Source organism: Alishewanella sp. SMS8, from assembly GCF_030737935.1.
Taxonomy (GTDB): Bacteria; Pseudomonadota; Gammaproteobacteria; order Enterobacterales; family Alteromonadaceae; genus Alishewanella; species Alishewanella maricola.
In genome coordinates, this window is the sequence record NZ_JAPJEA010000002.1 from 604057 (window position 1) to 617363 (window position 13307).

At 45.4% G+C, this 13307-nt stretch carries 12 protein-coding genes; 10 read left to right on the forward strand and 2 right to left on the reverse strand.

The window, feature by feature from the left end; all coding sequences use genetic code 11:
- The first annotated feature begins 96 nt into the window (after positions 1–96).
- The 9 genes from ORJ01_RS10210 to ORJ01_RS10250 all read left to right on the forward strand — a co-directional run bounded on the left by ORJ01_RS10210 (position 97) and on the right by ORJ01_RS10250 (position 9286).
- Positions 97–297 (forward strand): DUF2798 domain-containing protein, encoded by a 201-nt coding sequence (locus ORJ01_RS10210; RefSeq protein ID WP_306177963.1) that lies wholly within the window; start codon positions 97–99, stop codon positions 295–297.
- A gap of 27 nt (positions 298–324) precedes the next feature.
- Positions 325–1722, forward strand: a complete 1398-nt coding sequence (locus ORJ01_RS10215; RefSeq protein ID WP_226751925.1) for a cytochrome ubiquinol oxidase subunit I — start codon at positions 325–327, stop codon at positions 1720–1722.
- Positions 1722–2723 (forward strand): cytochrome d ubiquinol oxidase subunit II, encoded by a 1002-nt coding sequence (cydB, locus tag ORJ01_RS10220; protein ID WP_226751924.1) that lies wholly within the window; start codon positions 1722–1724, stop codon positions 2721–2723. The genes ORJ01_RS10215 and cydB overlap by 1 nt, the downstream gene beginning before the upstream one ends.
- On the forward strand, positions 2724–4430 hold the full coding sequence (gene cydD / locus ORJ01_RS10225; RefSeq protein ID WP_306177930.1) for a thiol reductant ABC exporter subunit CydD: 1707 nt from the start codon (positions 2724–2726) through the stop codon (positions 4428–4430).
- Positions 4417–6093, forward strand: coding sequence for an amino acid ABC transporter ATP-binding/permease protein (locus tag ORJ01_RS10230; RefSeq protein WP_306177932.1), 1677 nt, complete (start codon positions 4417–4419; stop codon positions 6091–6093). The genes cydD and ORJ01_RS10230 overlap by 14 nt, the downstream gene beginning before the upstream one ends.
- 51 nt (positions 6094–6144) lie before the next feature.
- Positions 6145–6750, forward strand: coding sequence for a rhodanese-like domain-containing protein (locus ORJ01_RS10235; RefSeq protein ID WP_306177933.1), 606 nt, complete (start codon positions 6145–6147; stop codon positions 6748–6750).
- Between the two features lie 317 nt (positions 6751–7067).
- Positions 7068–8360, forward strand: coding sequence for an FAD/NAD(P)-binding oxidoreductase (locus ORJ01_RS10240; protein WP_306177934.1), 1293 nt, complete (start codon positions 7068–7070; stop codon positions 8358–8360).
- Positions 8361–8391: 31 nt separating this feature from the next.
- Entirely contained in the window at positions 8392–8958 is a 567-nt protein-coding gene (locus ORJ01_RS10245; RefSeq protein WP_306177935.1) for a DUF3365 domain-containing protein, read from the forward strand.
- A 139-nt stretch (positions 8959–9097) separates the two neighbouring features.
- Positions 9098–9286, forward strand: coding sequence for a DUF2892 domain-containing protein (locus ORJ01_RS10250; protein ID WP_226751918.1), 189 nt, complete (start codon positions 9098–9100; stop codon positions 9284–9286).
- Positions 9287–9552: 266 nt separating this feature from the next.
- Here ORJ01_RS10250 and ORJ01_RS10255 read toward each other — a convergent pair whose 3' ends face one another.
- Both ORJ01_RS10255 and ORJ01_RS10260 read right to left on the reverse strand, forming a co-directional pair.
- Positions 9553–10533 carry a sensor domain-containing diguanylate cyclase gene (locus ORJ01_RS10255; protein WP_226751917.1) on the reverse strand — a complete coding sequence of 327 codons (981 nt, stop codon included), beginning with the start codon at positions 10531–10533 and terminating at the stop codon, positions 9553–9555.
- Positions 10523–11233, reverse strand: coding sequence for an alpha/beta fold hydrolase (locus ORJ01_RS10260; RefSeq protein ID WP_306177936.1), 711 nt, complete (start codon positions 11231–11233; stop codon positions 10523–10525). The genes ORJ01_RS10255 and ORJ01_RS10260 overlap by 11 nt, the downstream gene beginning before the upstream one ends.
- 614 nt (positions 11234–11847) lie before the next feature.
- Here ORJ01_RS10260 and ORJ01_RS10265 point away from each other — a divergent pair.
- Positions 11848–13302: a diguanylate cyclase gene (locus tag ORJ01_RS10265; RefSeq protein WP_226751915.1), complete on the forward strand. Its 1455-nt coding sequence runs from the start codon at positions 11848–11850 to the stop codon at positions 13300–13302.
- Positions 13303–13307 lie beyond the last annotated feature (5 nt).

Sequence of the window (13307 nt, forward strand, 5' to 3'; positions counted from 1 at the left end):
GCCTCGGCTGACATCGCTTTTTTTGAGAAAACCATGATCCAAATTAAGATTTCTCTAATTGAAAAAGTTTTAATGCCGCTTATTTTATCTATACTGATGACTTTCGTGATCTCGTTGGTCAGTACCCTTAAAGCACTAGGCTTTAACGATATAACGCTAGTAGGTTGGATGTCAGCATGGCTTTGGTCATGGTTAATCGCCTTTCCAACACTATTAATGGTGCTGCCCATCGTTAAAAAGTTCATCCAAATACTTATTATGAAACAACACGCAAACGCCAACCAAACGGCACGTTAACCGTTTTTGGTTGCACTGGAGCAATCTATGGAACTCGACCCGCTGTTACTCTCGCGCATACAATTTGCCTTTGTTGTATGTTTCCACGCGATCTTCCCTGTCTTTACTATTGGCCTAGCCAGTACTATTGCTGTGTTAGAAACCTTATCATACAAAACCGGTAACCCGATGTGGCAACGATTGTCCAAATTTTGGATCCAAGTGTTCGCGGTTGTCTTTGGCATGGGTGTGGTCTCCGGGATCGTTATGTCATTTCAGTTCGGTACCAACTGGAGCAACTTCGCCTACGCCACCGCCAATTTCCTCGGCCCCGTGCTCAGTTATGAAGTGGTCACCGCCTTTTTCCTCGAAGCGGCGTTTCTAGGCGTACTACTCTTTGGCCGCGATAAAGTCCCCCAAGGCGTGCATTTATTCGCCGCTATTATGGTTGCCACCGGCACCTTTATTTCTTCATTCTGGATTTTATCAGCCAACTCACTTATGCAAACCCCCGACGGCCTCGTGCTACGTGATGGGATGTACCATGTTGTCTCTTGGAGTGATGCGCTTTTCACCGCCTCGTTTGCCTATCGCTTTATGCACATGGCCTTAGCCTCTTTTTTAACCGCCACGCTAGTCGTTGCCGGTGTCAGTGCTTGGTTCTTAATTCAAAAACGTGAAGTTGACGCCAACCGTAAAGCCTTGTCTATCTCATTGTGGGTACTCCTGTTACTCGCCCCTATTCAAGCTGTCGTCGGTGATTTCCACGGCTTGAATACCCTGAAGCATCAACCGATGAAAGTGGCCGCGATGGAGGGCAACTGGACCACCCGCGAAGGCGCACCCTTACTGTTGTTCGCCCTGCCAGACCAAGACGCCCAAGAGAATCGCTTTGAAATCGGTATTCCAAAGCTTGCCAGCTTTATCCTAACCCATGATTGGAATGGCACCTTACCCGGCTTAAACGAAGTCCCCGTAGCTGAACAACCGCCTGTCTTCATTGTGTTTTGGGCCTTCCGAGTTATGGTCGGCTTAGGTGTGCTGATGATTGGTGTCGGCGTATGGGGCTTTATATTGCGCTACAAAGGGCAATACCATCAATCACGCGCCTTCTTACAAACACTGCGCTTGATGAGTATTACACCCTTTTTAGCGGTGCTGGCTGGCTGGGTTGTTACCGAAACAGGCCGAGCCCCTTGGTTGATTTATGGCCAAATGACCCACGCGCAAGGTTTAACCCCCTCATTAACCGGCGGTATGGCCTTATTTACCTTAATTGGCTATATCGTGGTCTATAGCTTAGTGTTTAGCGCAGGGGTCTATTACTTATTGAAAGTGTTTAGAGGCGGTTTAGAAAAAGCCAATGCCCCACATGAAATGGATGAGATTGAACGGCCTAAACGCCCCTTCTCAGCCGCGCACGCCGGATTAGAAGGAGATAACTAATGGCACAACCCTTTGATTTAACTTTAATATGGGCCGGCATTATCGCCTTTGGTGTCATGATGTACGTGCTCATGGACGGCTTTGATTTAGGCCAAGGGATTTTATTTCCCTTCGCACCCAGCGAGCATCATCGTGATGTCATGATGAACTCCGTCGCGCCCGTGTGGGATGGTAACGAGACATGGCTCGTTTTAGGCGGCGCAGGCTTATTAGCCGCCTTCCCGCTGGTTTACTCAGTGTTTCTGCCCGCGTTATACATCGGCGTTTTTCTGCTCCTCGCCGGCCTGATTTTCCGGGGCGTCGCATTCGAGTTTCGCTTTAAAGCCAAAACCTCACGCTACCTATGGAACTGGGCCTTCGCCGGTGGCTCGATTGTCGCCTCCTTTGCCCAAGGCGCTGTAGTCGGAGCCTATATTCAAGGCTTCAAAACAGAAAACTTCCGCTATGTTGGCGGCGCGCTTGATTGGTTAACGCCCTTTACCGTCATTACTGGCATTGGCTTAGTCGCAGGTTATGCCCTACTTGGCGCCACTTGGTTAATTATGAAATCTGAAGGAGAAGTACAGCAGTGGGCCTATAAAATCGCCCCGCGCTTGTTATTAGCTGTCCTCGTGGTGTTTGCTATTATCAGCGTGTACACCCCTTTTGTTGACCCACGCGTCATGTCTCGCTGGTTTGATAGTATCTCGTTACTGTGGCTGTTACCCCTCTTAGCGCTATATTGTGCTTGGGTTGTTTTTCAAGCTCTGCGCAAGCAAAAAGAAGGCACCCCTTTTGTCGCGACCATGGGCTTATTTCTGTTTACCTATCTGGGTTTACTCGCCAGCAAATGGCCCTACATGGTGCCGCCAGATTACACCTTGTGGGATGCCGCATCAGCGTTTGAGTCACAGTTGTTCTTATTAATTGGTTTCTTATTTGTTATCCCGCTAGTCTTAACCTACACCGCGTGGACTTACTGGGTCTTCCGCGGCAAAGTTAAACAAGGTGGATATCATTAAGTGACTAAGACGTTAGCTGACTCCTTAGCTGAAGAGTCAGGTGTTGAGGCACGTAACCTTACCGCGAAGGGATCAGCACTGCTGATCGCTTTGCGAAAACAACAACAAACACGTTTGTGGTTAAGCGTGTTTGCTGGAGTTAACGCCACAGTCTTGCTAGTGATTATCTGGTTCTTAGCCGCGTGGCTCATTGATCAGTTGATTATTAAAAATACCATCACAGCAGACCGCAAACTCGTTATCTCGATCTTGGGCATCACTTTATTATGGCTGCTGCGCAGCCAATTGCTTTACTGGCAAGAGCGCTTAGCCCAAGACGCGAGTAGTCGTATTAAAAAAACATTACGCCAAAAAATGTTGTTGGCATGGCAAGTTGTTGGCATCTCGCAATTACAGCGCTCGCCCAGTGTTTATGCCAGTCATTTACTTGAAGATGTTGATGCCTTAGACGGCTATTACGCCCGCTACTGGCCACAGCAGCAATTATTATTGCTGTCACCTCTGTGCATCTTGCTTGCTATTAGTTGGACTGATTGGTTAGTCGGCCTATTATTGTTGTTTAGCGCACCACTCATTCCGCTTTTTATGTCACTAATTGGCATGGGTGCAGAGCAAATCAACCAACGTCATTTACTTCAGCGCCAACGATTAGCGGGGCATTTTCTTGACCGCCTAAAAAAAATCGCGCTCATTGCACGTCTAGGCGCGGCCGCACAAGTGCAAGATGAAGTAGCAGCACGCAGTCAAAGTTATCGCCGACTCATTATGCAAACCTTAAAAGTCGCTTTTTTGTCGTCCGCAGTATTAGAGTTTTTTAGCAGTGTCGCGATTGCTGCTGTAGCCATTTATATCGGTTTTGCTTTATTCGGAGCCATTGATTTTGGACCTGCACCGCAATTAACGCTGAGCACCGGGTTATTTATTTTGGCACTGGCCCCGGAGTTCTTTCAACCGATCCGTCAATTCGCGCAGTCTTATCATGACAAAGCCAGCGCTTTAGCTGCGGCAACCGAAATCTCTAACATTATAAACATCACAACAGAAGTGCCAACACCAAGCGCAACAGCCATGGTCGGGGCCTTAGACGTTACAAACTTAACCATTAAAAACCCCTCTGGCCAATCACTAGCAACAAACTTGGACTTTTATGTCGAACCGCAGCAATGCTTATTGATTAGTGGTCCATCGGGTGTTGGTAAAACCACGTTATTAAAAACACTCGCGGGGTTAATTCCGGTTGCAGCAGGCAAAGTCCAATTTAACCAAGTTTCACCGTCACAGGTCTGTATTTATTATATGGCGCAGCGTCCTTGGGTAGTAAATGGCTCAATTAGACAGAATCTTCAACTTCTGAGCGGGCCCGTTAACGATGCCGCTTTACTTAACGCCCTTAACAACGTTGGGTTAGCCAAACTATGTCCAACCGTGTCAGCACTCGATCAACTTATTTCAGAGAGAGGTGAGGGTTTATCGGGTGGGCAATTACAACGTATCGCTTTAGCCAGAGCCTTTCTTATACCCTATGGCCTTATGCTGTTAGACGAACCAACCTCTTGCCTTGATCTGGAAAGCCGACGCTATGTTATTCAAGCTTTGCATACACTTAAACTCACTTGCACGCTTGTTATTGTAAGCCACGATAGCGAACTACAAGCACTCGCGGATCAGCATCTGGAGTTGCTAGAGGTAACAGATGCCATCTCATAAAAATCTGCAAGCGCTCCGTTTTTGGCTCGATATTTTTCTGCAACAAAATAAACATCGCTTAGTGTTGGGCGCCTTACTCGCTATAGCGACTGCGCTATCAGGTATCGCATTACTCGCTTTATCCGGCTGGTTTATCACGGCAACCGCGGTAGCCGGTGCGGCACTGCTGCTTGGAGGCATATTTATGTTAGATATTTATTTGCCAGGTGGCGGCATTCGCTTTTTCGCTCTCAGCCGTACCGTCAGCCGCTATTTTGAAAGGCTGTATAACCACGACACCGTATTACGGCAACTGGCTAAAAGTCGAGTAGTGTTATTTAAAGGCTTACAGCAATTACCCCGATCAATGAGTAAAAATTTTTCCGACACGGATTGGTTAAGCCGACTAACCGCAGAGTTAGACTCACTGGATAATCTTTATCTGCGCTTGCTATTGCCCCCCGTAATGAGCGTGATAGCCACGGTATTTTTTTTCGGAATATTAGCAATTTGGCTGCCCAGTTTTGCGCTATTTACGCTTGGCTTATTACTGTTATTTATGGCGATTGCACTTAAGTTGTTTGGCAACGCCAACGTAACCACAGGCAGCGAGCTTGCTCAACAGTTCACAGAAACTCGCGCTGAAGTGGTTGCTCACATTGATGGTTTAGCGGAACTTTATGCCAGCAAAACTACCGCGTTTAATCAACAACCTTTACTCAAAAGCATTGAGCACATTTATCAATTGGAAAGTCGTCTCCAACTGATGCAAGCCCGTTTACAGCTTGGCGTTAATACGATGCAAGCTATCGTTTTTTCAGCATTATTACTCAGTGTACTGGTCGCTTTTGTTGCCGGAACACTAACTGGGCCACTTGCCGTGATGTTTTTACTTGGCTGGCTTGGTGTAGCTGAATTGCTGACGGGTCTACCACTGCAATTTAGCCACCTCGGTAAAACCGTTTATGCAGCCAAACGCCTAGCTGGCTTTACGCAAACACCTGCACCTCTGAGCCCCTTAACTAAACAAGTGTCGTGCATACAGTGTGATATTTCTGACCACCCGCAGATAACGAGTAGCAAGTTACACCCATTATCACTGCGTCTCACCAAACAACAGCCGTGGTTATTGCTCACTGGCGTCTCAGGATCAGGTAAGTCGACGGTTGCCGCAGCGTTGGCGGCAGAGCACACGTCACCCTACATTACGCTCAGTATTAACCAAACTGACCTAACAGCTGCTGAAACACAGCCATATCGTCAGGCTGTTGCTTATTTAGAACAACAGAACGCCATTTTTGCCGACACATTGCGTTACAACCTGCAGCTTGGCTTAGCACCATTGGCCGACGCTGATCTTTGGCAGGTATTACGCTTAGTAGAATTAGACGAGTGGGCAAGTGCACTTAGCCAAGGTTTAGATACATGGCTAGGTGAGATCGGCCAGAATCTTTCGGGTGGTCAAGCAAGACGGCTGACCCTTGCGCGCTTAATACTGCACAATCCTACGCTGATTATTTTAGATGAGCCTTTTAACGGTTTAGATAGCACAATGGCTAAGCGGATTTGGCAAAATATTTTACCTTGGTTGCAAGGTCGCTTCGTGCTGTTGCTGCTCCATCATAAACCAAGCGAGTTTAATGATATCGCGCAATTTGAGCACAAAATACTACACTCAAGCTAAACACACAAAATACGATTCAATATTTTTTATTTAACAACGCAGGAGAACACAATGTCTTTTCACTCTTGGTTACTGCTACCCATAGCATTAAGCGTGATATGTTTTAATGCACCGTCTCTAGCGCAAGACTCGACAAAGCCTTTAGAACAAGTAGATTTAACCAAAAGCCAATTAGGGCTTTATCTCACCGCGAAAGAGGCCTATCAACTTTTAGAAAATGATCCCAAAGCCATATTGGTGGATGTCAGAGATCCGGTAGAAATTAAATTTACTGGTTTTGCTCAAGCGACTAAAGTGCATGTGCCATTTCAACTAACCGATGCCAGTTTATGGAATGAACAAGCGCAATCATGGGCGATGCGCCCTAACCCTCATTTTGATCAAGAACTGTTACAAAAACTGAATCAACTTGGTGTAGCTAAAGATGCCAATATCATCATGATGTGTCGCAGTGGTTCAACGCGAAGCGCACCTGCCGCAGATAGATTAGCCGTTTATGGTTACAGTAAAGTATGGTCAGTCAGCGATGGCTTTGAAGGCACGACTGAAAAAACAGGCTTATCGAAAGGTGTACGTAAGGTAGATGGCTGGCGTAATTCTGGTTTACCTTGGAGCTATAAGATCCCAGAAGGTGTTGCTTGGAAATCTCAACAATAAAACATCCCGATATATAGCTAAGTTAAGGCTTTAACTATGCAATAGTAACACTCAGCTTTGCCCATACTGACACAGAACTTGCACTGTAACTTGTCAAAATGTATGTCGCTTAAAATGGCATGTCTTGCTTGATGACTTTTAATGACATACAGCCACTTTTTAAAATAATTTAAATTTAATCGGTAAGCTAATTTCAACTTGCACAACGGACATGCAACCACTATATTAGATTATTCTTTTTTTGCATAAGATATTCCAAATTGGAATAACTTGCCGACATAATACTCTGGTGCTCATGTCACCAGCTTGGAGATATGATGAACACAGACAACACAACTAGAACCAAAAACTATGATGTTGTAGTGATTGGTGGTGGCGCTGCTGGGTTAGCTACCATTGCTAGCTTACTAAAACGACAACCTTCTCTCAAAATCGCGCTAGCTGAACCAAGTGATCAACATTATTATCAACCTGGCTGGACCTTAGTCGGCGGTGGGGTTTTTAAGCAAGCAAGTACCGTGAAAAACATGGCAGATTTAATACCGGCTGCCGTCACTTGGTATAAGAGTGCTGCAGCAAGTTTTCAGCCAGAGCTTAATCAGGTTGTACTGCAAGATAATTCGACCTTGTCTTATCGTGCACTGGTTGTTGCCATGGGTTTAAAATTAGATTGGTCTGCCATCCCAGGGCTAGCTGACAGCTTAGGTCAGCACGGGGTTACATCCAATTATGCACCGGGCTTAGCGCCTTATACTTGGCAGTTAGTTCAGCAGCTGCAACAAGGTACAGCCATATTTACTCAACCACCGATGCCGATAAAATGCGCCGGTGCGCCACAAAAAGCCATGTATTTATCCTGCGATCATTGGCTACGCAATCACGTCTTAAAAAATATCAACGTGCATTTTTGTAGTGCTGGCGCGGCGATATTTGGTGTAGCAGACTATGTGCCTGCTTTACAACAATACATTGAAAAATACGCTATCAATTTAAACCTTCAAACGAATTTAATCGCGCTAGATGCCTCAAGCCAAACCGCATACTTCAGACAAACACAAGCAGATGGCAGTAGTAAAGACATCGAAAAACACTTCGATATGTTGCATGTAACACCGCCGCAAGTGGCACCCGATGTATTACGCCAAAGCCTGTTAGCAGACAACGCCGGCTGGATGAATGTTTTTCCAGATACCTTGCAACATCAGCAATGGCCAAATGTATTTGCTCTGGGTGATTGCGCCAACACCCCTAATGCTAAAACCGCCGCTGCGGTGCGTAAGCAAGCTCCCGTGGTAGCAGAAAACCTCATAAAACTGCTAACCAACAAACCCATGCAAGCTGTTTATGATGGCTATGGTTCATGTCCACTAACGGTAGAACGTGGCAAAATTGTGCTAGCTGAGTTTCTTTATAGTGGCAAAGTAGAACCTACCTTTCCTAAGTGGTTAGTCGATGGCACAAAACCCTCCGCTCTATCATGGTTTTTAAAAGAAAAAATGCTCCCACCACTGTATTGGTATGCCATGTTAAAAGGTCACGAATGGCTGGCAACACCCAGTTATCGTGACGATTTACCGCAAGATCGTCATCAAAAAAATCAACTTAAATAATTTTTACCCACTGCCAATTAATGGAAGAACTATGCGTATTTTTTTATTACTTTTATTGTGTGGTTTAAGTCAGATGGCTAATGCTGTTGCTAACGATCATAACCTTGATAGCCTAAAACTCGACGCTCAAACCCGCATTAAAGGTTTTGCGACGGAACTCAAAAGTGCGCTCGGCTCTGCCATTAAGCAAGGGGGTCTGTCTGCCGGCGTTGCGGTTTGCCAAGAACAAGCACCGATGATCGCCGCAAAATGGTCTACTGACGGCTGGGAAGTAGGCCGCACCAGCTTACGCGTTCGTAACAGCGCAAATATTGCCGATCCGTGGGAGCATAATATCTTACAAAGCTATATCACTGCCTTAGCTGCAGGCGCTGATGCAACTGAGCTACAACATGCTGAAATAGTTAACAAAGGCGAAGGTTCATCATTTCGTTACATGCAACCGATTATGCTCGAGCCAGTTTGCCAAGCTTGTCACGGTAATATGATTACTGAGGCGGTACTTCAAACAATCCAAGAACACTATCCAGCAGATTTAGCAACTGGCTTTGAGATTGGCGAACTTCGCGGTGCCTTTACACTTAAAAAGCGTCTGTAGCACCTTTATGAAGATTGACGTCACACTAGAGCTTGTTGACGCTTCAAAGCAGATAAAAAATTTTGAAGTGATTCACCGACATGACTTTGAATAAAGACTATTGTTTATATTCAGGATCCTTAATATAACGGAGTAACAAATGAAAGCAAACGTAGGCTCGCTGGATAAAACACTGAGAATTATCGCTGGGATATTGCTGATTGCGCTCGCGGCAACCGGTTATATTGGTGTTTGGGGTTGGATTGGTGTGGTGCCGCTAGCCACCGGTTTATTTAACTTTTGCCCACTTTACAGTTTGATTGGCATTAAAACCTGTAAAATTCCCTAAGCTAAAAACGATAAGGGCACCTGAATATCCTAAGTGATTTAAGCCTTAAATAACCTGATTTATCAGGGCGTTTTAAGGCTTTTAAGTTAGCTATGCTTGATTAACGCTATCGCTGGCACGACGCCGACAAGCAAGGATCATGCGTTACTAACAATACCGCACAACCGCGTTGCTCATTCACCCTGCAGAACAGCGCAGTAGGCATATCGAGGATGCCGGTCGGTTCATCAGCTCACAACTAAGCCGATAGCCAGCGCATAATATTGTTACTGATCGTGCTCTGTACTTACGCGATTACGGCCATGCGTTTTAGCATGGTACAGTGCACTATCTGCGCGTTGGTAAATACTCTTTTTGGTATCCGCGTCAGCCACTAAGGCAATGCCAAAACTGGCGGTGATGGTAAAGGCAAAACCACTGATTTGTTCAATACTGCTGCGATGTCGTTCTGCAGCAATGCGAGCGGCAGCCAGATCGGTGTCGGGCAATAAAATGGCAAACTCTTCGCCACCAATGCGTACCAAAATATCAATTTCGCGAATATGCTGGCGCAGTTGTTGCGACAAGGCTTGCAACACGGTATCGCCCATCGCATGACCGTGAATATCATTGATGGTTTTAAAAAAATCGATATCCACTAAAATTAAAGCAAATTGCTGCTGGTTACGTTGATATTGGGCAAGCAATAGATCCAGTTGCGCCTCATAATACCGTCGATTAAATAACCCAGTTAACGCATCCGTCACCGACAGCGTTTCTAAGCCCGAATTCAGTATAAGTAGCTCTTGATGCTTCGCCAGCAATTCACTTTGCGCTAACTGCAACTGCTGATTAAGATCATCTTTTTCTGCATTCGCTTGTTCAGCTTTGCGTCGTTCGGTGAGTAATTGTTCTTCAATAAGCTGCCGGCGTAACATGCGCAGCACGACAAATACATAATAATCCTGATCCTGCTGTTGCACGCGGTGGGCGTTGACCATTACAGGTAAATCGTGACCATTGGCCTGTTTTAATATGATCAATTTTTCTTCAATCTGCCCGTTGGTTTGTAACGTGGGCAGTATATGCCCGAGATAGACTAACTTAGTAGCCGGGGTAAAGACTCGGGTTACCGTATTATGCAACAACTGTTGCTGCGGATAACCCAGCCAATCACAAAACAGCGCATTAACTTGTTGGATGGTATTTTTTTGGTCCAGCAGCATAATGCCGCAAGGCAACGATGCCGGCTCGAGACTAACACTCACTACTGATTTCCTTACGAATGGCAGCAATAACAGCACCAGGGTTAATCAATTGTGGATAATGCCCAGATGCCGCTAACTCCATAATTTTGGCATTCGGAATATGCTGCTGCAGATAGTCAATAACCTGCACGGGAACAATAATATCTTCAAGACAATACAGAATCGTCACTGGCACTGATACGGCTGGCAATTGCGGCCGAATATCACAGTAAAAGGTCACGTTGGCAAACTGTAACGAAATTACCGGATCGTAGCGCATAAAGCTGAGTTTCAGCTCATCGACGCTTTTAGCATCATCTGTTTGCCCTATTACCTTTGGCGCCAAATAGTTAGACCATTCGAAATAGTTTAACTCCATCATCGCTAGCATACCGGCGATGTCACTGGCTTCAAAGCCACCAAAATAAGCTGGTGGGTCATTTAAATAGCGTGGCGAATGACCAATAGCGATAATTTTTTTAAATAATGTAGGCTGCTTTATCGACGCTAATAGCGCAATCGCACCACTGACCGAATGCCCCACAAAAATAATGTTGTTTAACTGTAAGCTTTGGCATAACTGCAGTAAATCATCCGCATAAGCTTGCAAATGGTTATAACGTTTCTTGTTATAAGCCCCAAGATCTGATTTACCACAGCCGATATAATCAAATAGCACCACACGATACTGCGCGTAAAAGGCCGGGTAACATGCTGCCAAATATCTTGATCACAACCAAAACCATGCCCAAACACCAGCGTTTGCTCACCTTCGCCATGAATGGCAATATTGTGTCTACGTATCACCTCAGTTGCAGTTGTTGCATTAAAATTGGGCTGCTCGGTCTGAGCCATAAAACCTCACTGTTGCACTAGCTTTGGTGCAAATCGCTTTGCATCGTAAACTCCATTTGCTCGTGCACATTAATTGATTGCTTTAGCCTAGCTTAACCGTCATGCGCTGTCAGTAGTATCAAGAAAGTACTTACCACATTTTCAGTCGTATCGCGAATAAACACGGATAGCTCAATCTCTGTTATAACCGCCCTATCTTTACTGCGGCTAAGTTGGGCAGCCATTACCGTTATAAAAACAGTAAAAATGTTAAACTGGCTTGGCCTTTATCGGCTCTGACCACGCGTTCCATAAAATGTTTGATTAATCTGGTGATTAATTGGCGTGTTATGCTTTTTTGTTCATAGGATAGAACTGATGTCAGCTAAACAAATGTCTGTTTTTACGCCGCTTTTTTGGGCATTGTTCCTGGTATTATTGACTCATTCGAGCAGGGCAGTCGCTGCAGAATCATGCTCATTAGTCTCTCACGACTCGCCTATGGCAGAAGTGTTAACCGCAGCTGAAAAATCGAGCATTAAACTCACCCCAGGCCTTAATCAATTTACTCTGCGATGTGACCTTAATCAGCCGGGTGTGTTTTCATTTCAGCGACATGGTTTAAACCGCTTTAGCTGGCAGCAGGCCGGCATAACGCAATCACCGATCCCATCAGGTGAAGTGACATTTCAAATTGATCAAGGCGAGTTTTCGGCGTTACTTAGCATAGATTCCAAATTTGCGCACAACCCACGCTTTCAATGGCAACCGCTGACAGACTTTATGCTGTCTAGCCAAAAACATAATCTTATTATGGGCTTATTTTACGGTTTAAGTTTTACGTTAATGCTCTATGTGCTGATAATCAGCCGTAAAGTACCCGACAAGGCGTTAAAACTTTACAGCGCCTACATCTTTTGTATCACCAGTTTTATCTTGCTGCAGGAAGGCCAGTTATTTTTGTATATTGCCAGCCATCTATTAAGAGAAATCCATCTCGCCTATTTACTCAGTATTGGTTTAACGGTGGTCAGTGCCACTTGGTTTATGTGCGAAATTTTGAAAGTGAACACTGACTTTCCAAGAACGAGCCTCATTTTTAAAACCATGTCTCTGATCGTCTTGTTCAGTTGCTTGCTTAGAATGGTCATTGAAAACCATCCGTCGGCCACCGCCGCCGCTATGTTGATGAGCTATGGTACCTTGGCATTGGTCGCCGCTATTTTTGCCAGCGCGCTGTGGCAATGGCAACGACGAGTGAGTGAGGCAGGTTTGGTGTTCTGCGCCCTTAGTATTGTGCTCATTAGTATGATCTTTCGGATTGTATTATTAGACAGCAATATCTTTGTGCAGCGCTATGGTTTCATTATTGCCTTTGCGGTTGAAAGCCTGATGTTAGCCATAGCCGTGTCACGACGTATCGGCCGCATTGCTATGGCAAAAGAACGTGCTGAAAACGAAGCGAATATTGATATGTTGTGTAACATATTAAATCGCCGAGGTTTTAGCTTAAAAGCCCAACATTTAATGGATTATCAACGCCAAAATGGCGACTTACTGGGCATTTTTTATATTGATGTTGATAGCTTCAAACAGCTCAATGACACCTATGGCCATCACGTTGGTGACACAGCCTTAAAAGAGATTGCCCGTTATTTGCAAAGCCAAATGCGCATGGAAGACGCCGTAGCACGCATCGGGGGTGATGAATTTGTTGCCCTGGCCTGCTTTAGATCACAGCACGAAATCGTTGCCAAACTCGATGAATTACAAAAACATTTCCAACAATTTACTATTAGCCTGCATCAGCAACACTTTTCGGTATCGGCGAGTATCGGTTACGCCATGTTTAGCACCGTGCCCGAAACGCTAGAGGCTCTCTTAGCTGCTGGAGATGCTGCCATGTATCAAGCCAAATCACAACGCAAAGCGCTGGTTTTAGCCAACACACGCTGAACTGG